The sequence below is a fragment of the Acetivibrio cellulolyticus CD2 genome (assembly GCF_000179595.2).
Lineage (GTDB): Bacteria > Bacillota > Clostridia > Acetivibrionales > Acetivibrionaceae > Acetivibrio > Acetivibrio cellulolyticus.
In genome coordinates, this window is the sequence record NZ_JH556653.1 from 1,132,923 (window position 1) to 1,154,553 (window position 21,631).

The 21,631-nt window shown below is 35.7% G+C and carries 19 protein-coding genes; 2 read left to right on the forward strand and 17 right to left on the reverse strand.

Annotated elements, in window-relative coordinates; translation table 11 throughout:
• Positions 1 to 15: 15 nt before the first annotated feature.
• The 3 genes from ACECE_RS0207060 to ACECE_RS0207070 form a co-directional block, all read right to left on the reverse strand.
• A complete protein-coding gene (locus ACECE_RS0207060) occupies positions 16 to 960 on the reverse strand; it encodes a transketolase family protein (RefSeq protein ID WP_010246016.1) in 945 nt (314 codons plus the stop codon).
• Between the two features lie 6 nt (positions 961 to 966).
• Positions 967 to 1,809, reverse strand: a complete 843-nt coding sequence (locus ACECE_RS0207065) for a transketolase (RefSeq protein ID WP_010246019.1) — start codon at positions 1,807 to 1,809, stop codon at positions 967 to 969.
• Between the two features lie 126 nt (positions 1,810 to 1,935).
• Positions 1,936 to 2,841 (reverse strand): YitT family protein, encoded by a 906-nt coding sequence (locus ACECE_RS0207070; protein ID WP_010246022.1) that lies wholly within the window; start codon positions 2,839 to 2,841, stop codon positions 1,936 to 1,938.
• Between the two features lie 250 nt (positions 2,842 to 3,091).
• Between ACECE_RS0207070 and csaB the strand changes: the two genes are divergently transcribed.
• Positions 3,092 to 5,323 carry a polysaccharide pyruvyl transferase CsaB gene (gene csaB, locus ACECE_RS0207075; RefSeq protein WP_010246024.1) on the forward strand — a complete coding sequence of 744 codons (2,232 nt, stop codon included), beginning with the start codon at positions 3,092 to 3,094 and terminating at the stop codon, positions 5,321 to 5,323.
• A 47-nt stretch (positions 5,324 to 5,370) separates the two neighbouring features.
• Positions 5,371 to 6,108, forward strand: a complete 738-nt coding sequence (locus tag ACECE_RS0207080; protein ID WP_010246027.1) for a WecB/TagA/CpsF family glycosyltransferase — start codon at positions 5,371 to 5,373, stop codon at positions 6,106 to 6,108.
• A 56-nt stretch (positions 6,109 to 6,164) separates the two neighbouring features.
• On the opposite strand, the gene ACECE_RS26875 is transcribed toward ACECE_RS0207080, so the two are convergent.
• From ACECE_RS26875 to ACECE_RS0207150, 14 genes are all read right to left on the reverse strand, one after another.
• Positions 6,165 to 8,549 (reverse strand): methyl-accepting chemotaxis protein, encoded by a 2,385-nt coding sequence (locus ACECE_RS26875; RefSeq protein WP_010246030.1) that lies wholly within the window; start codon positions 8,547 to 8,549, stop codon positions 6,165 to 6,167.
• A gap of 420 nt (positions 8,550 to 8,969) precedes the next feature.
• Positions 8,970 to 9,524 carry a hypothetical protein gene (locus ACECE_RS0207090; protein ID WP_010246032.1) on the reverse strand — a complete coding sequence of 185 codons (555 nt, stop codon included), beginning with the start codon at positions 9,522 to 9,524 and terminating at the stop codon, positions 8,970 to 8,972.
• Between the two features lie 17 nt (positions 9,525 to 9,541).
• Positions 9,542 to 9,892, reverse strand: coding sequence for a type II toxin-antitoxin system PemK/MazF family toxin (locus ACECE_RS0207095; protein ID WP_010246038.1), 351 nt, complete (start codon positions 9,890 to 9,892; stop codon positions 9,542 to 9,544).
• A complete protein-coding gene (locus ACECE_RS0207100) occupies positions 9,892 to 10,170 on the reverse strand; it encodes a CopG family ribbon-helix-helix protein (RefSeq protein WP_010246041.1) in 279 nt (92 codons plus the stop codon). The genes ACECE_RS0207095 and ACECE_RS0207100 overlap by 1 nt, the downstream gene beginning before the upstream one ends.
• A 548-nt stretch (positions 10,171 to 10,718) precedes the next feature.
• Positions 10,719 to 11,888 (reverse strand): alanine racemase, encoded by a 1,170-nt coding sequence (gene alr, locus ACECE_RS0207105; RefSeq protein ID WP_010246044.1) that lies wholly within the window; start codon positions 11,886 to 11,888, stop codon positions 10,719 to 10,721.
• Between the two features lie 80 nt (positions 11,889 to 11,968).
• Positions 11,969 to 12,418 carry a CBS domain-containing protein gene (locus ACECE_RS0207110; protein WP_010246047.1) on the reverse strand — a complete coding sequence of 150 codons (450 nt, stop codon included), beginning with the start codon at positions 12,416 to 12,418 and terminating at the stop codon, positions 11,969 to 11,971.
• A 93-nt stretch (positions 12,419 to 12,511) separates the two neighbouring features.
• On the reverse strand, positions 12,512 to 14,104 hold the full coding sequence (locus tag ACECE_RS0207115) for a bifunctional ADP-dependent NAD(P)H-hydrate dehydratase/NAD(P)H-hydrate epimerase (protein WP_010246051.1): 1,593 nt from the start codon (positions 14,102 to 14,104) through the stop codon (positions 12,512 to 12,514).
• A gap of 78 nt (positions 14,105 to 14,182) precedes the next feature.
• Positions 14,183 to 14,875: a hypothetical protein gene (locus ACECE_RS0207120; protein ID WP_010246053.1), complete on the reverse strand. Its 693-nt coding sequence runs from the start codon at positions 14,873 to 14,875 to the stop codon at positions 14,183 to 14,185.
• 133 nt (positions 14,876 to 15,008) lie between these two features.
• Positions 15,009 to 16,619, reverse strand: coding sequence for an O-antigen ligase family protein (locus ACECE_RS0207125; protein WP_010246056.1), 1,611 nt, complete (start codon positions 16,617 to 16,619; stop codon positions 15,009 to 15,011).
• 6 nt (positions 16,620 to 16,625) lie between these two features.
• Complete coding sequence (locus ACECE_RS0207130) at positions 16,626 to 17,120, reverse strand: DUF4330 domain-containing protein (RefSeq protein WP_010246059.1); 495 nt, start codon at positions 17,118 to 17,120, stop codon at positions 16,626 to 16,628.
• 22 nt (positions 17,121 to 17,142) lie between these two features.
• Positions 17,143 to 18,249: a glycosyltransferase gene (locus ACECE_RS0207135; RefSeq protein WP_010246062.1), complete on the reverse strand. Its 1,107-nt coding sequence runs from the start codon at positions 18,247 to 18,249 to the stop codon at positions 17,143 to 17,145.
• 60 nt (positions 18,250 to 18,309) lie between these two features.
• Complete coding sequence (locus ACECE_RS0207140; protein ID WP_010246065.1) at positions 18,310 to 18,846, reverse strand: acyltransferase; 537 nt, start codon at positions 18,844 to 18,846, stop codon at positions 18,310 to 18,312.
• A 42-nt stretch (positions 18,847 to 18,888) separates the two neighbouring features.
• Positions 18,889 to 20,427, reverse strand: a complete 1,539-nt coding sequence (murJ, locus tag ACECE_RS0207145) for a murein biosynthesis integral membrane protein MurJ (RefSeq protein ID WP_010246068.1) — start codon at positions 20,425 to 20,427, stop codon at positions 18,889 to 18,891.
• 22 nt (positions 20,428 to 20,449) lie between these two features.
• Positions 20,450 to 21,352: a decaprenyl-phosphate phosphoribosyltransferase gene (locus tag ACECE_RS0207150; RefSeq protein WP_010246071.1), complete on the reverse strand. Its 903-nt coding sequence runs from the start codon at positions 21,350 to 21,352 to the stop codon at positions 20,450 to 20,452.
• Between the last annotated feature and the right edge of the window lie 279 nt (positions 21,353 to 21,631).

A 21,631-nucleotide genomic window follows, 5' to 3' on the forward strand; every position in this document is an offset into this window, starting at 1 on the left:
TTTTAAGAGTAAAACCTATACTTTTTTCATAGCAATTGCTTCTTTTGCTTTATTTACAATATTTTCAGCTGTCAGGCCATACAGTTTAATTAATTCATCCGGTTTGCCTGATTTACCAAATTTGTCCTGAACCCCTACCATCTTAACCGGTACAGGATAATTTTCAACCAGCACTTCTGCTACCGCGCTTCCGAACCCACCCATTACAGTGTGTTCTTCACATGTCACAATGGCACCGGTTTCCTTAGCTGCTCTAACGATAATATCTTTGTCAATTGGCTTTATAGTATGAATATTTACTACTCTGGCACTGATTCCCTGGCTCTTAAGTATCTCACCAGCTTCAACAGCTTTTCCCACCATGTATCCTGTAGCAATTATTGTCACATCTGTACCTTCTGAAATAGTAACACCTTTTCCCAATTCAAACTTATAGGTATTTTCATCAAATAATACAGGAACAGCAAGACGTGAAAGCCTTAAATACACAGGTCCTTCAAACATAGCCGCAGCGATGGTCGCATGTCTTGCCTCTACTGCATCAGCCGGACTGATAACAGTCATATTAGGAATGGATCTCATCAATGCAATATCTTCAATAACCTGATGGGAGGCACCGTCCTCTCCAACAGTCAGTCCTGCATGAGAACCTCCTATCTTCACATTTAATGCTGGATAACATATTGAGTTTCTTACCTGTTCAAAAGCTCTTCCTGTAGCAAACATTGCAAAGGTGCTGGCAAAAACCACCTTACCACAGGAAGCAAGTCCCGCAGCTGCCGACATCATGTTTGCCTCAGCGATTCCCATATTAAAAAATCTTTCAGGATATTTTTTCTTGAATACTTCAGTCTTTGTAGACTTTGAAAGGTCAGCATCCATTACCACAATTCTTGTATCTGCACCTATCTCAGCTAGAGCATTTCCATATGCTTCTCTTGTCGCTATACTTTTTTGCATTCTAAATCATACCTCCATTCCAGCCAAAACTGCATCCAGTTCAGCTATAGCCTTTTCTGCCTGCTCCTTGTTAGGAGCTACGCCATGCCATCCAGCTTGATTTTCCATAAATGAAACGCCCTTGCCCTTAATAGTCTCAGCAACGATCATAGTAGGCTTGTCCTTAGACTTCTTAGCTTCATTTATTGCCTCAATAATTTGCAAATGGTCATGCCCGTTTATCATAATTACTTTCCAGCCAAAGGCTTTAAACTTCTCCTCAACAGGTTCAGGAGACATTACTTCGCTAATATTTCCGTCTATCTGTAAATGGTTGTGATCCAGAAAAGCTATAAGATTATCAAGCTTATAATGAGCTGCTGCCATTAATGCTTCCCAAACTTGTCCTTCCTGAATTTCACCGTCACCTAGCAAAGCATATACATTATAGTCCTTATTGTCAATTTTTCCCGCAATAGCCATTCCAACAGCGGCAGATATACCCTGACCCAGGGAACCTGTCGACATATCAACTCCAGGTACGTACCTCATGCTGGGATGTCCCTCAAGAAAGCTGTCCACACTCCTGAATTTTACCAGTTCTTCTTTTGGAAAAAATCCTTTCTCAGCTAGTGCTGCGTACAAAGCAGGAGAACAATGTCCTTTTGACAAAACAAATCTATCCCTATCTTCCCAGTGCGGGTTCTTTGAGTCTAGCCTCATCTCGTTAAAATACAATACAGTAATTATATCTGTACAAGAAAGTGATCCACCTGGATGACCTGATTGGGCATTATATACTTGCTCAATTATATGTTTCCTCAATATTGTGGAGTACTTTTTTAACTCTTTTATCTGACTTTCGTTCATGATACATCTCCTAAGAAAAATTTTTTCGTAATAAGTATACTACAGTGGAAACTTTTAGTCTACAGATACGCTTCTTTTTTAACAAATTTATTACACAAAATGCTTTACAAAACGTGCTCTAAACCCTCATTCATAGGTTTTAAAGCCTTCCCCCAGAACCTCCCTAATATCTGCCAATATTATAAACGCATTCCTATCAACATCTTTAACTATATTTTTCAGCATTGGCATTTGCCCTCTATTTAAAATACAAAGAAGTACCTTTTTTTTGTTTCCTGTGTACATGCCTGTCCCATCAAGTGCTGTCACTCCTCTATCTAAATCTATTAGAATTTTTGCTGCTATCTGATCTGAAAGATCTGAAATTATAAAGACTGCCTTTGCAAAGTTCACACCTTCTAATATAGCATCAATTACTTTTGAACTTATAAATAAAGTAACAATTGCATACAATCCCAACTGAAAACTTTTAAATGCAACAGCTGCAAGTATAATTACACTTGTATCAATAAGTAAAAGAGTCTCACCCATTGTCAACACCGGGAAAAAGTGAGTTACTATTCTAGCTGCAAGATCAGTTCCGCCGGTAGTGGCACCTGATCTGAATACAAAGCCAAGTCCTACTCCCATTAAAAAGCCGCCAAACAGGGCATATAGAAGTATATCCTGTGAATTAATAAGACTTCCAGATTCCCCAAGAAAATTTTTGACAAATGTATTTGTAAAAGGCTCAGTCAGGTCAATAATAACAGACAACAGTACAGTCCCGAAAAGTGTCTTTAAAACAAACTTTTTACCAATAAAGCGCATACCCAGTAAGAACAGTGGAATATTTAGAGCAAGCATGGTTGTACCAACCGGTAACTTACCATTGCTTACATAATATAAAACTGTTGCTATCCCACTAACTCCTCCCGGAGCAATCTTATAAGGAACTAAAAATATATTTATTGAGCCCGCTGTTATTATTGAGCCTACACCAACCATCAAATAATCTTTCCAGTTTTTGGTTGCATTTTCTTTTAAATTCATTTTTTACCTCTGTTAAACACCTCAAATTTAATTTATGTTTCCCAAATATTATATTATTCATCCAATTCACTAATACAAAGCTTTAGATAATATTAACCAATCTCTTTTATTACATATTGTGTTTATGCTATAATGTGATGGACATAATATAATTTGATTGCAGCCGAGGGCTGCTTCAGGAATTCTGAAAATATAACTTCAGCTATTTCTTAATATAAAAATTAAGAAAGCTATTATCAAGGAGATTGCAATGAAAGTTCTTCATCTAATTGGTGGAGGAGACATAGGTGGAGCAAAAAGCCATGTTCTCTCTCTAGTAAATGAGCTCGGCAAGCATATAGATGTTAAATTAATCAGCTTCAGGACAGGTGCATTTGCTGATGAAGCCCACACTTTAGGTATAAATATAGACATTGTAAAAACGGGTACTATTTTTTCTGATGTCAAGAAGGTTTTGGAAATAATAAAGGAAGAGGGATATGAACTTATACATTCGCACGGTGCTAAAGCGAACATGGTTGCTGTGGCAGTTAAAAAGATTACAGGTTTGCCTGTAGTAACAACGGTTCACAGTGATTACAGGCTTGATTATCTTCAAAATATAGTAAAGATGTTTTCTTTTGGTATGGTAAATATGGTTGCACTTCGATTCGTAGATTACTATATCGGTGTATCTAAAAATTTCAAAGATATGCTGATTGAAAGAAGGTTTAACCCCCAAAATATATTTACTGTTTATAATGGTATCAATTTCGAGAAGAAGGAATTAAAGCTTACCAAAGAGGGGTTTTTATCAAAATATAATCTACATTTTGATAAAGATGATGTAATTATCGGAATTCTTGCAAGACTTCACCCGGTAAAAGGAATCACAACTTTTCTTCAGGCTGCCGCTGAAGTAGTTAAGCAAAATCCTTCAGTAAGGTTTCTGATAGCAGGTGATGGTGAAGAAAGAAAATCTTTAGAACGTAAAGCTGCTTCTCTCAAGCTTGATAAAAACGTGTTCTTTCTAGGCTTTGTTAATGAACCCTATGAGTTTATTAACACTATAGATATAAATGTCCTTACTTCCTTAAGTGAAAGTTTTCCATATTCTATTTTAGAGGGTACACTCTTTAAGAAAGCTACAATAAGCAGTAATGTAGGGGGTATTTCAGACCTTATTGATACTGAAAGAAATGGATTTCTTTTTGAGCCTAAGGATTATCAAGCCCTCGCCAAGCACATGCTTACACTCGTTAATAATACGCAGCTTAGAGAAGAAATGGGTCAAAAAATTCATCAAAAGGCTAGTACGTATTTCTCCCTTGAAAATATGTGTAATACTCAACTTGGAATATATGAAAACATTATATGCAGAAGCCTTGACAGAAAAACTCCCCGAAATCATTATGATGCTATAATTTCCGGGTACTACGGTTTTAAAAATGTCGGTGATGATGCAATGCTCATGGCTATAATAGATAATCTAAGGATGTGTAAAAAGGATCTTCGGATATTGGTACTTTCAAAGAATCCTGTTGAAACAAGACGTATTTATAATGTTGATTCAATAAACAGAATTAACCTCCTTAGAATCCTCTTTACCATGAGAAAATCCAAACTATTTATAAGCGGCGGAGGAACCCTAATTCAGGATAATACAAGTACCCGTTCCCTTATATATTACCTTGGAATGATCTGGTTGGCTAAAAAAACGAACATGAAAGTTATGATCTATGCCAACGGTATCGGACCTTTAAACAAGAAGAACAATAGAAATCTAACAAAATATGTTGTCAATAAAGTAGATGTTATTACTCTTAGGGAAGAATTATCCTACAAAGAGCTTGTTAATTTAAATATAGACAAACCCCAAATTCATGTGACTGCAGATCCTGCCTTCACTATAAAAGCTGAAAATCCTGAACATATTAATTATTTACTTTCAAGTGAAGGGATCGACCCTCAGACCCCATTTATCGGTTTTTCGGTAAGAAGGTGGAATAACCATGACAAATATGAAACAACCATTGCCAAAATTGCGGATTACATCATAGAAACATATGGCATTAACACACTATTTATTCCAATGCATTATCCTGGTGATCTTGTAATTATTGAAAACATACTATCCAAGATGAAAAATAAAGGTTATGCAATCAGAAAAAAACACTCTGTATCAGAAACACTTGGAATAATTGGTAAAACTCAAATGCTTATTGGCATGAGGCTACATGCTTTAATATTTGCAGCCAGTATAGGCATTCCATCAGTCGGTATTGTTTACGAACCTAAGGTTGAAGGCTTTCTAAAGTATGCAAACCAAGCCTCGGCAGGTCATGTAAATTCATTGGAATTTGATAAAATGAAACAAATAGTTGATAATGTATGGAACAACAGGGAAAGTATCAAAAGAGAACTGGATTCTACTACTGCAGACCTTAAGGAAAAGGCATTAAAAAATGCCCATGTAGCTTTTGATCTTATTGAAAACTATTAATTTCGGGAATTAATCCCTTGGTAAATTTATAATACAAAGGAGTTAGTATGAGAAGGACTGTAAAAATTTTAGATATACCTGTAGATAACTTGACAATGGAGGGAGCAGTAGAAAGGTTTAAATACCTCCTGGGCGAACCCGGTATACACACCATTTATACCCCAAACGCCGAGATAATGATGGCTGCACAACGAGAGCCAGATTTAAAAGCAATCTTAAGTGAAGCTGACATGCTTTTACCTGATGGGGCGGGTGTGGTTCTTGCATCTAAAATTATCAGGGATAATTTAAAGGAACGTGTTGCAGGTTATGATCTTACTCTAAATTGTTTCAAGCTGTCTTCTAAAATGAATATTTCTTATTTCTTTTTTGGTGGAAAACCTGGAGTGGCTGAGGAAGCAGCGAAAAAAGTACAAACAGAAAACCCTGACATCAATATTGTTGGAATTAGAAACGGATATTTTTCTGCTGATGAAGAATCAAATATAATTGAACAAATAAATGCCTCAAATCCTGATGTTCTGTTGGTTGCTCTTGGCGCTCCAAGGCAGGAAAAGTGGATATACAAAAACAAACATAGACTTAATGCAAAAATTTGTATAGGTGTTGGAGGTACTTTTGATGTACTTGCAGGCAGGGCCAAAAGGGCACCAGTGTTTTTTCAAAAGAATGGTCTTGAATGGTTATACCGTCTTTACAAGGAACCTTGGAGGTTTATAAGAATGCTTGATTTACCAAGGTTTATCCTGCTTGTAACTGCTAAGAAAGTAGGTCTAAAAAAATAAATTTTAAAAGAGTCAGAATAAAATAGCCTGCTACATTCGCAGGCTATTTATATTTATTATACTTTAAACTCACCAATTGTAGATTCAAGTCGTCCTGAAAGTTTACCCAAATCCTCCGATAGAAGTACAAGATGCTTGATTATCTGAACTAGCTCGCTAAAACCACCTGATATGTTGTCAATATCTTGAACATTTTTCTTTGTACTGTTGTTCAATTTTAGCAAAGACTCTAGCATTTCTTCTTTTGCATCCTGTATATACTTAACTGAGTTATTAATGTTATTCATCTGGTTAAAGACGTTATCCATGAAATCCATAATGCTATCAAACTTCTCTATAGTATCGCTGACTGATGAATCATGCTGACTGATAACCTCATCTGACACTTTAACTACTTCACCAGTTTTTTCAATAGTCTCTGTTATATACTTCAGCTTATTTTCAATATAAAATGCTGAATCGTTTGATTGAGCCGCAAGCTTCTTTATTTCCTGTGCAACAACGCTGAAGCTTTTACCGGCATCTCCGGCTTTAGCTGCTTCAATTGTAGCGTTTAGTGCGAGTAATTTCGTCTGTCTTGCTATACTCTTTATAACATTTGTTATTTTTGATATTTCTGTAGATTCAACCTTTAATATACTAATCAACTTGGAAAACTCGGATAAAGTATTCTTAACCTCATGAGCATTCACCTGGAGGCTGTTTACAGTTGACTTACCATATTCACTAAGTTCTTTTGCGCCTAATACTATGCTATTGACTTCCTTAAAGTCGTCAGTTATAAGTTGAATCTTATCTGATAGGTTATTGGCAATGTTTTCATTTACATCAATCTCTTTATTCTGTTTATCCATCTCCGAATTCATCCTGGTAAGCATCAAAAGAAATTCCTGTATAGAAGCATAGCTTTCTTCGCAAGTTGCCGATACGGACTGAGAAGACTCAATAGAAACTTGAGATGCTTCCTTTACACTGCCTATAAGCTTCTTTAAATTTTGTACCATTTCCTTAAAGTTTTCACCAAGACTTCCAATTTCGTCCTTCCTCTTCAGGTCAAATACTTCCCCAAGGTTACCCATTTTTATTTCATTCATAGAATTTGCCAAAACTTTTATACCAGATGTAATATCAGAAGTAATAATTACCGATATAATTAAACTGAATATGAAACAAATCAAACCTATTATCAATATATTTCTCGACGTTTCATATACCTTACCAACTACTAAAGACTCCTTGGTCATTGATATCAAAGTCCAGTTAAGAGGAGTTCCATCTATATTTTTTATTGAGTAGTACCCTACAACTACTTTCTTTCCATTAACATACAAATCTTCTAACATTCCACCTACTAAGTTGCTCTCTGACTCCTTATACGCTTCCTTTACTTTTGCCTGTACCAGATTATATATTTCCTCTGTTAAATAGTTGTCCCTCTGCTTTAAACCTACTTTCTGCTCATCAGTGAGCTTAGTTCCTATATCTAATTTGTATGTAGGCTCTGTCAATATCTCTTCGCCTACTTTGATTTGAGTTTTTCCAAGCAAATCAGCCATTGTTTTTCCTTCTTTATTTGCTAAAAACAACTCATTTAATGAAAATCCATCTTCACCTACGTTACTTCGGTTATATATCATATTATTTTGTCGCCCTACCAAAAACACTTCACCTTTATTGGGTATATCTACACTAGACAAGACATCTCTTAATACATCCTCTTTGACATCAAATTGAAGTATTCCCTGGCTTTGCAAACTAGTTGCAGTATAAACATTTCTAAAAAAGCAAAATAATCGATTTTGCCCTAAGTTGATAAAACTGAGGTCTGTAATGTGAGTATCAATCCACAAAGATTTCTGTTTGCTTTCAGCAAATTCTCTCATTCCCAAGGTATCAAAATAGTTTAGTCCGGCTCTCAGATGTTGCAAGCTTCCCTCTCCTACCATTTCAGCCTGTGAAGACTTTGTAGAGTTATTACTCGATATTATCATATATGCAATCTTATCAGAACTGTTTGCAAGATATCTTTGTAAATCGCCTTTAATTTTGCCTCTATAACTTTCAAAAACATTGCTGTCTTTTGTGCTATTCATCGCCTGAATGTTCTCAGCAATACTACTATTATTAGCAACAAGCTCCGCAACTCCGGAAATATCCTCTAATTCTCTTTCAATATTGCTGGCTGTCTGTTCAAGTATATTAATTGTATTGCTTTTATTTTGCTCAAGTAGTATATTTGAAATATTTTTATATGAGTAATAAACAATTACAAAGAGAGTAAATAGAATAATAGCTCCGAAGGCCATAGTTAATTTAAGACCTATCTTTGCATTCCTTAGGTTTAATATGTTCGTAATTTTCAATCCTTTTGACTTTAAATTTTTTATATTTGGTATTCGGCCTTTTATAAAAAACTTTTTCAAATTAAAATTAATTCTCATATTTTCACCTCGTAAACCAATTTATATCCATAACTTAGCATGAGTAGAAACAGAGTTAAAGTACCAAAAAGAATCATTAAACCTGGAATTGTAATTTCTGATATTATCAAGAACTATAATCAACCATATTACATTGGTTAAATCATAAGAATAAGCTACAGGAATTATTAGATCTTAAAAGATGTAATTTCCACCTTCAAAATAATTCTATATGTAAAATAATTCTACACAAAATACATTTTTCCTTCTTTTCATAATTTATTTTCATAATAATTTTTTATTCATTCGCCAGTCTATCCATAATTTCTTTAATAAGTGCTGGCATAAAATAAGCCTCAATTAATATGAGTCTTATTAAAAAATACATTAAATTTTTTAAGTAAAACCTTGGCTGCAATTCTCGAAACATTAAAACCCAAACTACTCTATAGTATATGGGCCTTTCACAAGTACCCATGCCTTTTTACCTACAATTTTAATTCCTCTTCCATCATCTCTGGACACTAGAAGCAAGTGATTTAGAGGTACATCTTGGTTTGTGGTAATGTCAGTACCTGTTCCTGATGTGATATCAGATAATCCGCCTCCAGTTCCTCTTATAGCTTTTGCCTTTCCACCTCTAACAATTATTTCTGCACTTGCACCAGCCATAAGCTTCTGGTTTTCAGTGAGCTCTAAAGCTACAAACATACCATACTTTTCTATGCTTGACAGCCTGCTTTCCATATCTTTGTTTTTTGAAGACAATTCATTTACTGTTTTGGTCAATTCATCAACTTTCTTGATAAGCTCCTGCTCATTAGTAGAGAGCGAATCAATTTTCTGATCAACATAACTTTGAGTAACCAAAGGATCAGAATCTGTGCCAGGCTCTGCAGCAACTGCCGCCTGAATAATATGTACCGCAACCAAACTTGACGCAATAATTAATAAAGAAGCTATGGTTTTCTTATTCCATCTTCTAATAGTTTTCATCTTTTGTAACCCCCTTACTACATCTCTACTAATCCAAAACTAACACTGAGTGCATCATTTACTCTTTCCATAAGTTCATCATCAAGATGGCCAATCTTTTCCCTTAGCCTCTTTTTGTCAATAGTCCTTATTTGCTCTAAAAGTATTACAGAATCCTTTGGGAGTCCGTAATCCTTTGCACTTAATTCTATATGTGTAGGCAATTTTGCTTTGTTTATCTGTGATGTTATCGCAGAAGCTATAACAGTAGGACTGTATTTGTTGCCTATGTCATTCTGGACAATCAACACAGGTCTTATGCCACCCTGTTCCGAACCAATAACCGGACTTAAGTCAGCATAAAATATATCTCCACGTTTTATAACCACTATTTTTCCAACTCCCTAAGCCCTTCCTCATATTTTTGCTGTTGATCGTTGTCGGCTTCAAACCATATTTCAGCCAGCTTCTCATTAATTTCTGCCATCTGCTGGTAGCCCTTCTTCATCCTATCCCTCATTTCAATTCTTCTCTTTTCTCGTATATAAAGCTTCATAGCCTCCCTTACAAATTCACTTCTGTTAATTCTCTCCATAGCTACTATGGAATCAACCTCTTTTAATAAGTTATCGGGAAGACTTATCAAAATCTTTTTTAACTGAGCCAAAATAAAACCCCCACTTCTTTTATTGGGTCTACAAGATTTAAAAGAAACAATTAAAATGAATAACCTGTAAACTTTGCAATAATTATTAAGAAACATCTGCCTACAGCACAACTAATTATGTACTTTGCAACTTTAATTGTACTACCGTGCGATAAGAATAATATATGAATATGCAATTTTAGAGCATAATTATTGCATACTTATATATATAATTATAAAGCGCAACATATGCACGGGTCAAATTAAAATTAAATTACTGCGCTATTACAAGCTATGTAAATAATTCCATGCAATTAACTCAAATTTTCAATGCATCTATATCATCCCCACCAGTATTAAAACTGAAATATTTTATTAAAGTTAGTTTTTAATATTATTTGCCAACTTATACATATATAACTCCAAAAATTTAAAATATGTTGACATCAAAATATTCCAGTTTTCCTTTTATGGCCGATTTTAGGACATTTGCTTCGCAAATTCCTTCAGTGAAAATCTCAGGGGCATTTAGCCCCATTCCATTTTAGGACATTTGCTTCGCAAATTCCTTATATCAAGTAGTTCAACACATTAAAAAGCTGCCCGTCTTTCCAGTAAACCCTAGGTATTCTCTTTCCGATAATACATGCTATTTCATAATTTATGGTGCCAATTTTGCTTGCTAGATCTTCTATCGATATTTCACTTCCGTTCTGGCTTCCAAAAAGCACAACTTCATCTCCTACGTTAACTTCTCCCTGAACGTCGGTCACATCTATCATACACTGATCCATACATATCTTTCCTACGATAGGCACCGACTGCCCATTAACCAATACTCTGCCCTTATTTGTCAGAAGCCTTGTATACCCATCAGCATAACCTATAGGTAATGTCGCAATCCTGCTTTCACGCTGCGTCTTGAATATCCTTCCATAACTTATGCAGGTATCTGTTTCTACGTCCTTAACCAGTATTATGTTTGCCTTTAAGGTCATGGCCGGCTTCAGGTTTATCCTGTCCTTTTGAACTTCTTCAGAAGGATACATTCCATATAATGCAATCCCGGGTCTTACCATATTAAGATGCATCTCCGGGAATTCAATAACACCTGCACTGTTGCAAACATGCTTTACAGGAATATATATACCTATACGGTTCAATTCACTGACAATACTCATAAATCTTTCGAACTGCATGTAGGTATAGCTTCTGTCAATCTCATCTGATGATGCAAAGTGTGTAAACAACCCTTCAATAATTATTTTAGGCAGTTTACTTATTTTTACAACATTCTTTACTGCGCTGTAGCCAGGCATAAAACCTACCCTTGTCATTCCCGAATCTATTTTAATATGAATTTTTATATTTTTATCAAGCCTTACGGCAGCTTCAGATAGCGCCTCTGCCAGGTCGTGACTGAATACCGTCTGAGTAACATCATTTAAAATGATCTCTTCTGCCCTTCTAGGGTCTGTATAGCTAAGTATCAGTATCGGTACGTCAATGCCGTTTTTCCTTAACTGAATAGCCTCATCAAGCATGGAAACCGCCAATCGTGTAACCCCATTTTCAAGCAAGGTTTTAGCTACTTCCATTACACCATGCCCGTAAGCATCAGCTTTTACAACCCCCATTATTTCAGCCTTTTTGTCTGTTATTCTTCTTATCTCTTTTACATTATGGGCTATATTGTCAAGATTAACCTCTGCCCAAGCCCTGTTAAATTTGTAGTCCATTTCGACCCCTCGATCCATTATTTCAGTAAATTAGCTCACATTCTATTCTATCCGCAGCGGAACTCTTACTTGAAAATCTATTACCGCTGTGATATGTACTTTATAACATCTGCTCTGCTTATGATACCCACAAGCTTTTGATTATCAACAACAGGAATTCTGTTAATATCCTTTTCAATCATAAGTTCAGCAATCCGCTCAACTTCAGTGTCCGGTCCAATAGTTACCACCTTTTTTGTCATTATCTCTTCTGCTCTAGTTGCAACAAGTTTCCTGAGTTCTTCATTATATTGCTTTACACTTTTTAAAAATATCAGTCCTCCAAGAATTTCTACAACAGGAGGGAAATGAGGTTCAATGTCTTTATATAGCAAATCCTTTTCCGAAACCATTCCTATAACTTTACTGCTGTCATCCAAAACCGGTACTCCGCTGATATTCTTTTCAGATAATAAGTGGGCAATCTCTTCAACTGTAGTATCTTTCTTAATGGCAATTACATCTGTAGACATAATATCTCTAGCCTTCATTTTACACCACTCCTCTGTTTTTATATTAAATAAAGCAATTGCTTCCAACCGCAGCAAACCATTTCAACGATGCAGTTTCATCCCGCTACTCCATTAAGGCAATTGTAAAATTTTTATTTGGTTAGGAATTTCCCGAACCAGATCGCCCGCAATAAGGCCATGTTCACCTTTTTCTGCTGCAATATTATCCCCACAAGCTCCATGCAAATATACTCCTGCAATTGAAGCATCCAGAGGTTTTAGTCCCTGCCCAATGAGCCCGGCGATAATTCCTGTCAATACATCTCCACTTCCACCTGTAGACATTCCCGGATTACCTGTAGTATTTATATAGATTTCACCTTCAGGTGATGCAATGATAGTTCTTGAACCTTTTAGAACAGTGATTACACCCCATTCTTTTGAGAAATTTCTGGCAATATTAACTCTGTCCTTCTGGACCTCTTTAACACTTGTGCCTATTAATCTTGCCATCTCACCCGGATGAGGAGTCATAACTATCTGCGTTCTTATATCCTTTAGAACGGACAAATCTTTTGCTACCAGATTTATACCATCTGCATCAAGCACAATAGGTACTCTTGAACCTTTTATAATATTATATACCACATCTGCAATTTCATTCCCTGCTGAAAGACCAGGCCCCACTGCTGCAACATTTACATTATTGAGCTGCTCTAATATTCCTGAAATTGATTGCCTCGGAAGATAACCTTTATTCTCATCTTCAAAAGGTATTGTAACCGCCTCAACTAAAGCCCCAGCGTAAACAGGTACTAAAGATAACGGAGCTGCCAGATAAACAAGCCCTGCTCCTGATCTTAAGGCTGCTCCACCTGTAAGACACGCCGCTCCTGTCATTCCTCTAGATCCTGCTACAACAAGAATCTTTCCATAGGTACCTTTATTGCTGTCTCTTCGCCTTCTTGGTATTAATTGTGAAACAAACTCCATGTCAATTAAATGGCCTTTTATTTTGATGTTATCGACAGCTGCCTTAGGTATTCCTATATCTACAATTTTCAAATCTCCAACATAGTCACAACCCGGATGTATTAGCTGCCCAATCTTCGGGAACCCAAAAGTCACTGTTGTACAAGCCTTAATACATGAGCTTGATACTTTTCCGGTTTCTCCGTTCACTCCCGATGGAATATCTATAGCTATTACAGGAACATGGCAATCATTCACAAGCTCAATAACACACGCCATGATACCTTTAACCTCACCTTTTAGTCCCGTGCCCAATAATCCATCCACCACTATATCTGCCAATTCTACTCTCTTTTTAACCTCATCGATTTGCTCATCTCTTGTAACTTCATTTATTTCAATTCCCATTTTGACCAGTATATCGAGGTTGGTCTTTGCATCTCCGGTAATATCAACAAGCTTTGACAACACATATACACTTACACTGGCACCCATGTTAAACAGGTGTCGTGCAACTGCAAAAGCGTCTCCTCCGTTGTTACCCTTACCTGCAAGTATAATAACCTTTTTACTTGGCTCGTTTCGCTTCGCTGCACTGCTCGCCATGCAGCCTGGATCAGTGCCAAGGATTTTTGAAATCTCCCGGACAACCCCCAAGGCTGCATTCTCCATCAATACCATCCCCGGTATACCAAAGTCATTTATGGCAGTTTTGTCAATTTCCTTCATTTGGTCAGGTGTTACTGCTCTCATCATTTACCTCCAGACAGCTCTTTACAACGTATCTATTTAATATTTATAAAGGTGTATTTTATATGTTCATCGTTAGTTTTACTCATTTTCATTATCGGCATTATTCTCAGGCCTTAAAGTAGTAAAAGTTTCCCCAAAGTATTCCCTATCCAATTTTTCCAGCTCTTCTCCTCCTAGAAGGTCATGAAAATATGAATAAGTAGCAGTATCATCCTGGGATAAAAACTCCTTCTCTTCAGTATATTCTTTTAACTTTTGCCTGGTTACCTCAATTAAACCTTCCAGTTCCCTATATATTTTCTGGTTTTCGCGCATTTTAAAATAGACAGTATTCACTGTATGCTCAAGAAGCTCAAGATTAGTATCTCTGACTTTGTCAGGATTAATCTCAAGCCCCTCTTCTATTTCCTTCAATCTTTCATTGATATGCTTTATTTCTTGTTCACAATTGTGCATTTCAAGTTTTGCCTGTTCGTCATTTTTCTCAAACACATCCGGAGTGAGCTTTATAATTTTATCCATGCACTCTTTTTTTCTGTGCACCAGCTCTTTGGTTTCGGAAGTAAACCGTGAATCGTCCTTAATAAGCTCCCTAAGCTTTTTCTCACATTCTAATATTTCCTCTGTTTTAGGGGTGTTTTGAAAGAGCCCATTCCACCTTTCATCAAGAATGAGAAGATGTATATTGTTTTTTTTAAGCACCCTTCTATCAAACTTTTTCCGCTGATGCTGAACCTTCTTTTCAAAAAGCTTTTCAAGTGGATTAAACATAATACATCCCCCTCACCTGGCGCTTATCAACATTATACCTCTTTAATCCGTCATTAATGTTAAAAACGCACTGCACATGCTTGTGGTCTGCACTCCTTGGAAATTAATCCATGTCATTATCAGGTTATGGTTATCAATTTTCCGTAAGTTTGTTTTTCCTTATTCTTATAATGCTTAAAACCGATAAAACAATCGCTACATCAACCCAAAAGAACAACATAACTCTAGGATAATACCATATATACTCAACCGCTGCCATAGTAAGTATTCCTAAAAGTGATGATATACCTGCTATTAATACATTGGTAAAATATACATTTGATTTTTCCAAAACACTTGTAACTGAACTTTTAACTGTTCTAAACAAAAACCATACAAATGATAAAATCCCCATGATACCCATCTCAATCCATATCTGCATATACAACACATGGGTGTGAACTGGCACTTTAGATGTATAAAGCTTATATTTGCCTACAATATCCATAAACACATCAGTTCCCAATCCAACTCCCGTTAGTACATAATCCTTTAGCATAGGCCATGAAGTCTGAATAATCTTAACTCTATATTGAGCCGATGTGTCTTTTGAAAGATTGAATAAAGTTTGTATCCTTCTATATACATGCTGCGGAAGAAATGGTACTGCAATTATTCCAACAACCATCATTAAAGGCAGCAAACGTTTGTTTTTAAAAAACGTAAATACCAAAGCCGATACAGCAAATGCAATCCATGCCGACCTTGCACCTGTACAAAACAGAACTGCCAAAGCCGAAAGGCCCATTAATGAAAATATCGCTTTCTTGACAAAAGTCTTGGCATTTAATATAACCGCGACGTAAAAAGGCAGCATCATTATCAATATTTCTGCAAAATTGTTCGGATTAAACACAGTAGCGTAAACCCTACCAGGCATACCTTCGTTTAATTTTACATTAGTTAGCGAAGGATCAAAACGCACCGAATCAGAAGCAAACTGCCATAAACCATATAGTGAAATTACAGTTATACCAGCAAGAATTATCTCAACAAACGCGCCTAGGGACTTCTCATTTTTAATAGAACTCACAATAAGTATAACGAACAAAAAGCAAGTCATATTAATTAAAAGAAAATTAAAACTTAAACCACGATTAATTGAGGTAATCCATGAAAGTGCTACAATCAACATAAACAGAACCAATGAAAAATCAAATGCCTTAAGGTTAAAATACGAATTCCGTTTAATTACGGTACATATAAATAACAAAACCAGCAATGCTATAGCCAATATAGCGCTATAGATGTTATGCCACATTTCATGAGGTGCAATCAATGTCACAAACAGAACCATTCCGATAATAATTTCAAACCTATGAAGCAATAATGACAGCAATCTTAGAAATATACTTTCTTTAAAAACCGCTTCATTACTTCTGTACAGATTTTTAAACATGTTTGAAGGTGCAGTAAATAAGAAATTTGCGAACCTGAATATCAGGCTGTTTTCCCACCACTTACCGACCCTTCCACTCCTTGCAAAGAATCCGAAAATTGAGCTGTTTGTAAACAAAACTATTAACATAACTACAACTTTATCTATAACTCGATGTATCAAACTATTCTCATAGGCTTCATTTACCCTATTTGCCACTCTTAGAACCCAGGCGAAAAACTTTCCGGTAAAACTCCCGGGATATGAAGCTTCAATTATTCTGATAATATAGAATATCGGCTTTAAAATAAAACTATTATATATCAAAGCACATTACTCCTTTTCTATATTATAAATTCTTCCTGAGAAAACAGCGTTTCCTACCCTCATTGTAACAGTTCTTCCTATATAGTAGTTAGCACCAGTGAAAGAATATCCACCATCAGTGTTAGTTACACCAGTTCCTTCAACTTTCATATAATAAGAACAATAACCCGTTTTGCTGCCTACTATCCACTCACCGTTATGAAATTCGTGAAAAGATATTGCCTTGTCTATTTTTGGCGCTTCTATTACTTTTCCAAAAGTAGAACCATTTTCAAAATCTTTTACAATATCCCCTACTTTAGCTGCTTTTACTGAGTAATCTGGGGCCTCATCAGCGTAAAAGGTTAATAAAAACTTTTCTTCATTTGGCTTAAAGGAAATAGTGTTTGACTTCGTCAGCTTGTACCCCACACCTACAACTGCTGCAACTACTACTAAAACAATTAAAATATCAATAATGCTTACCTTCCCAAAAAGCTTCCCCTTACTGTCAATAATCATTTTTTATACACTCCTATATTATTTATTCTTTACCTTTGCAACTTTCCCTGTATAAATTATATGTTTCTGCAGCCACCTTATCAAGGTTAAATTTCTCTTTAACAGTTTTTAACGCATTTTCCCTAAGCATCCTTTGCAGGTCTTTGTCACTCATAATGCGGTTAACAGCTTCTGCCAGTCCCTTTGAATTGTTATATTCCACCAGTATTCCACAATTAGTCTCGTCATTAATTATATCACCATTTCCTGCCATATTTGTAGCTATAACAGGAATTCCACATGCCAAAACCTCAATAATTGCGAAACTCAAAGCCTCATGCTCAGATGAATTTATATACAGATCACTTCCATATATCAAGTTTTTAATATCCTTACGAAAACCCGTAAATATTACATCATTTTCAAGACCCAATTCCCTTACTTGATTTTTGCACTCCTCAAACAAAGGCCCATCATTTGCAAGTACACACCTAAACTTCCTGTCTGTCAGCTTCTTAAGTTCAGCAACAGAATTAATGAGAAATTTGTGGCCCTTGTCATTGGCAAACCTTGATGCACATAAAAATACAAACTCGTCCTCTCCAATGCCAAATTCCTTTCTCATTGTGGATTCTATTTTCTCAGCCCAGTAGTTTACATCAATACCGTTAAAGATTACCTTTATCTTCTTGCCATCTACGCCATTTGAGATCATCATATCCTTACCTTTGTTACAAACTGCAATAATAGTTGACCTGAGCGGATTAAGCATTCTGTTGGTTATTCTTAAGAATTTGTTATTATACAATATAAAATGGTTTGTATAAAATACCTTAACCTTTGGATTTAACAGCTTTGACAACAATGCTATATAGTTCTCTCTCAAAAACTGTGTATGAATAAGATCAATATCCAGTTTTCTGCACAAATTGTTAAGCTCAATAACGGCTTTTATATCAAAAGGGTTTTTCATCTCAATCCTATAAGTATCTAGCCCTAGTTCCTTCAATCTTTCTACCAGCAAGCCCTCTTCATTATATGCAAAATATGCCTTGATTTTATCGTTATTCAGCTTTTCAACAAGTGTTTCAACATACCTTTCGGTTCCAGCCTTACCTGCATGATTAAGCAAATACAAAACCTTTAACATATTATCACCTCCATAATAGGTATTAGTATCCAATGCTTTTTAACATAACATATACTATCTCTAGACAGGTTTCCCATTTCTATACTTGATAACACGCGCAGGATTGCCCCCAACAACAGCATACTCGGGTACATCTTTAGTTACAACTGCTCCTGCACCAACTATTGCTCCTTTATGGATTGTAACACCCGGCAGTACAATCACCCTGGCCGCAATCCAGACGTCATCTTCTATTACTACGGGCTTTTTCGGGTCAGTCTGAAGCCTCATTGGAATATCCAACCTGTCGTTTCTGTGATTCTGAGTAAAGATCATTACGTCGGGTCCAATCATTACATCATTGCCAATTTTTAAAGGCCCTGAAACTCTGCTGTTCACACCCAAACCCGAGTTGTCACCTATTTCAATGCCTATCCCTGCTCCGAAAAAAGCACCGTGCTCGATATTTATATTTTTGCCTGTCTTTTCAAATATCCCTTTACACAACAAACGTCGTATCCGTTTGGACCCCAGGCTATAAACCATATCTGATCCTGGAAGATGCCGGCCAAAAGAATAATACAACATTAAACAAATATAGTATTTCAACTTTTTCATTTCAAATCCTCCAAAACTATTGCTTTTTACATCTAATTCTTCCTAAAAGCCAACCTTGGTTTTGAGCTTATTTAATACATTCACAGTCTCATCAACTTTTAATATATATGTAGAAGCAAAATACACCAAAGCTCCAACTGCTGCAGGTAAAATAAGCTTAATTGTCCTATCAATCAGAACATCTCCATATGTAAATCTGTTGACAACGTAAATCACAGGTAAAACAACTGCTGACATAATAATGCACGATAATGCTATCTTAAATACTACCTTAGCAAGCTTTTTACATCCAAAGGCACCGATTTTCTTTCTAAGCATCAATACCAGCACCATAGCACCAGTCAGTATAGATATTGAGTTTGCAAGCGGTATCCCGTAAGCACCTATAATACGCAATAATACAAGGCTGAAAGAAATATTAACTGCAATTATAATTATACCTATCACTGCAGGCTTTTTAGTATCTTTTAATGAATAAAAAGCTCTGTCAACAACTTCCTTTACACCTGTACCAATTATACCAATTGCATAAAATGCCATCAGCATACTCCCAAGGTTTACAGCATCTGGTGTAAACTTGCCCCACCCTACAACTAGGTTTAATAGTTCTTTCCTCACTAAAATAAATCCCGCTGTTACAGGTAATAAAAAGTAAAAAATAGTTGTGAGGACCTTTATAATACTGGCCTTAAATTCATCCATTTCACCTCTTGCAACAAGGGCTGAAAACTTCGGAAAAATAACCGCCGTAACTGAGTATACAAAAGCCAGCACAGCATATGACACAAGGTTTTGTGCAAACGTAAGTATTGTTACCATATTGCCAAGGTTTGCCGCAACTGTAACATTAAAAAAATTATTCAGAGGATAGGCAGAAGTACCTATCATAATTGGAATCATAAGCTTTATAGCTTTTCTTATATCTTCATCCCTGTAATTTAAAGACGGCCTGAACCGATAATCGGTATTCAAAATGGGTGGTATCAGAATAAGTGCCTGTGTGGAAAGACCAATAAACGTCGCAATCAGCAAGCCTTTAACTCCAAATCTATTGCCCAAAAACAGGACATATCCTATAACAATAACACTGCTTGGTATACTCACAAGAGCAGGCCAGTTAAACTTGCCCAAGGATTGCAAAATACCTTGAAATATGTAGTTTAAAGCAAAAAATATCATAATCGGAAACATTATTCTTAGTGCAGTAACTGCAAAATCATAACTTTTTGTCTTAAACTCTGTCATCAAAGGAAAAATTGGAGCCAAAAGTATTCCTGCAATAGCTAGCAGCATTGTAAAAACTGTTGCAAGGCTGATAGCATTGTCCGCAAATTTATATGCTCTAGTTTTGTTTCCTGCTTCAAGATTACCTGAAAATATTGGTATTACTACTGTAGTCAAAGCTGTTCCAAACACAGTAAAAATAATATTTGGAAACTGTGTCGCATACGAGTAAATATTTATATATACATCATCTGTTCCAAAAAATGCTGTATATATGATCACACTTAAAAAGGACATAAGCCTTGAAACTATCGTGATAATCATAACAATGCTTACTGTTTTTGCAGTACTTTTCATTTAGTTAAATCTCCTTATATTTCTAAATATACAATATAACAATACTAAGTATCCCCCACAGAACAATACTAATTATAAGAGGTATGTCGGACAAAACTGTCTCTTCCGGACTTCCTCCCTCTTTTTTCTTGTAAATAATATATTGATACCTAAATATACCATATAAAACAAAAGGTATAGTAATCATCATATTATAATTTCCGTTATTAGTTGAAAACGTATATAAAGAATATGCCATTACAGTTGATGCGGTTATAATAGAGAGCATATTGTCTATAAACTCAAGAGAATATTCTTCCAGTATCTTTCTATGATTTTCTGCCCCCGTCTCCAGTATGACAAGTTCGTTTCTCCGTTTACTAAAACCTAAAAACAAGGAAAGAAGTAATGTACACAAAAGTATCCACGGAGAAATATATACCCTTATTACAAGAGCTCCTCCAATAACCCTAAGCAAAAACCCCACCGCAATACTCATTACGTCAAGTATAACTAAATGTTTAACTTTAAACGAATAAAGCACATTATTTATAAAATACAGTAAAATTACAAACCCAAAATACCTTTCAACGTAAAAAGCTACAGCCAGAACCAATGGCAGTAAAACTGCCAAAAGTATACCACCTTCAACTTTGCTTATCACACCTGATGCAATTGGTCTGTTTTTCTTTTTAGGATGGTGCCTGTCCTTCTCACAATCAATAATATCATTTAACAAATAAACACTCGATGAAATAAGACAAAATATTATAAAGGCAGCAACAACTTTCTTGAGGTATACATATTCAAACACATGCTTTGCAAATATCAAAGGCGCAAATACAAATAGATTCTTAATCCACTGTTTCGGTCTTAATAATCTCAAATAAGCTGTAATTTTTTGAATAATATTTATTTCAACTGATTTTCCTGAACACTTATCCAATACAACTCCACTCCCAGGTCATGACTATATTAAGCTATTCAAACCATATACCACTAAATAAAGCAAACTCGTACAATTATTATTTCCTAAGTCATCAGTCATTTATTATACCACTTGCTATTCGTCAATACCAGTGTATTAACAAATATGTAATTATAAATCTAAAAAAACTTAACAGGCCGGTAAGAACATGTTCTTACCGGCCCAGTCTGATGTACACTATGTTTGCGCTATATGCACCCTTATTAGTCTACTTAACGATGCAAATTCTCTGTTCAC

What these genes read in the sequence shown, in the direction of transcription:
- ACECE_RS0207060 (WP_010246016.1), bottom strand. Translation starts at nt 960, where the DNA reads ATGCAAAAAAGTATAGCGACAAGAGAAGCATATGGAAATGCTCTAGCT.
- ACECE_RS0207065 (WP_010246019.1), bottom strand. Translation starts at nt 1,809, where the DNA reads ATGAACGAAAGTCAGATAAAAGAGTTAAAAAAGTACTCCACAATATTG.
- ACECE_RS0207070 (WP_010246022.1), bottom strand. Translation starts at nt 2,841, where the DNA reads ATGAATTTAAAAGAAAATGCAACCAAAAACTGGAAAGATTATTTGATG.
- csaB (WP_010246024.1), top strand. Translation starts at nt 3,092, where the DNA reads ATGAAAGTTCTTCATCTAATTGGTGGAGGAGACATAGGTGGAGCAAAA.
- ACECE_RS0207080 (WP_010246027.1), top strand. Translation starts at nt 5,371, where the DNA reads ATGAGAAGGACTGTAAAAATTTTAGATATACCTGTAGATAACTTGACA.
- ACECE_RS26875 (WP_010246030.1), bottom strand. Translation starts at nt 8,549, where the DNA reads ATGAGAATTAATTTTAATTTGAAAAAGTTTTTTATAAAAGGCCGAATA.
- ACECE_RS0207090 (WP_010246032.1), bottom strand. Translation starts at nt 9,524, where the DNA reads ATGAAAACTATTAGAAGATGGAATAAGAAAACCATAGCTTCTTTATTA.
- alr (WP_010246044.1), bottom strand. Translation starts at nt 11,888, where the DNA reads ATGGACTACAAATTTAACAGGGCTTGGGCAGAGGTTAATCTTGACAAT.
- ACECE_RS0207110 (WP_010246047.1), bottom strand. Translation starts at nt 12,418, where the DNA reads ATGAAGGCTAGAGATATTATGTCTACAGATGTAATTGCCATTAAGAAA.
- ACECE_RS0207115 (WP_010246051.1), bottom strand. Translation starts at nt 14,104, where the DNA reads ATGAGAGCAGTAACACCTGACCAAATGAAGGAAATTGACAAAACTGCC.
- ACECE_RS0207120 (WP_010246053.1), bottom strand. Translation starts at nt 14,875, where the DNA reads ATGTTTAATCCACTTGAAAAGCTTTTTGAAAAGAAGGTTCAGCATCAG.
- ACECE_RS0207130 (WP_010246059.1), bottom strand. Translation starts at nt 17,120, where the DNA reads ATGATTATTGACAGTAAGGGGAAGCTTTTTGGGAAGGTAAGCATTATT.
- ACECE_RS0207135 (WP_010246062.1), bottom strand. Translation starts at nt 18,249, where the DNA reads ATGTTAAAGGTTTTGTATTTGCTTAATCATGCAGGTAAGGCTGGAACC.
- ACECE_RS0207140 (WP_010246065.1), bottom strand. Translation starts at nt 18,846, where the DNA reads ATGAAAAAGTTGAAATACTATATTTGTTTAATGTTGTATTATTCTTTT.
- murJ (WP_010246068.1), bottom strand. Translation starts at nt 20,427, where the DNA reads ATGAAAAGTACTGCAAAAACAGTAAGCATTGTTATGATTATCACGATA.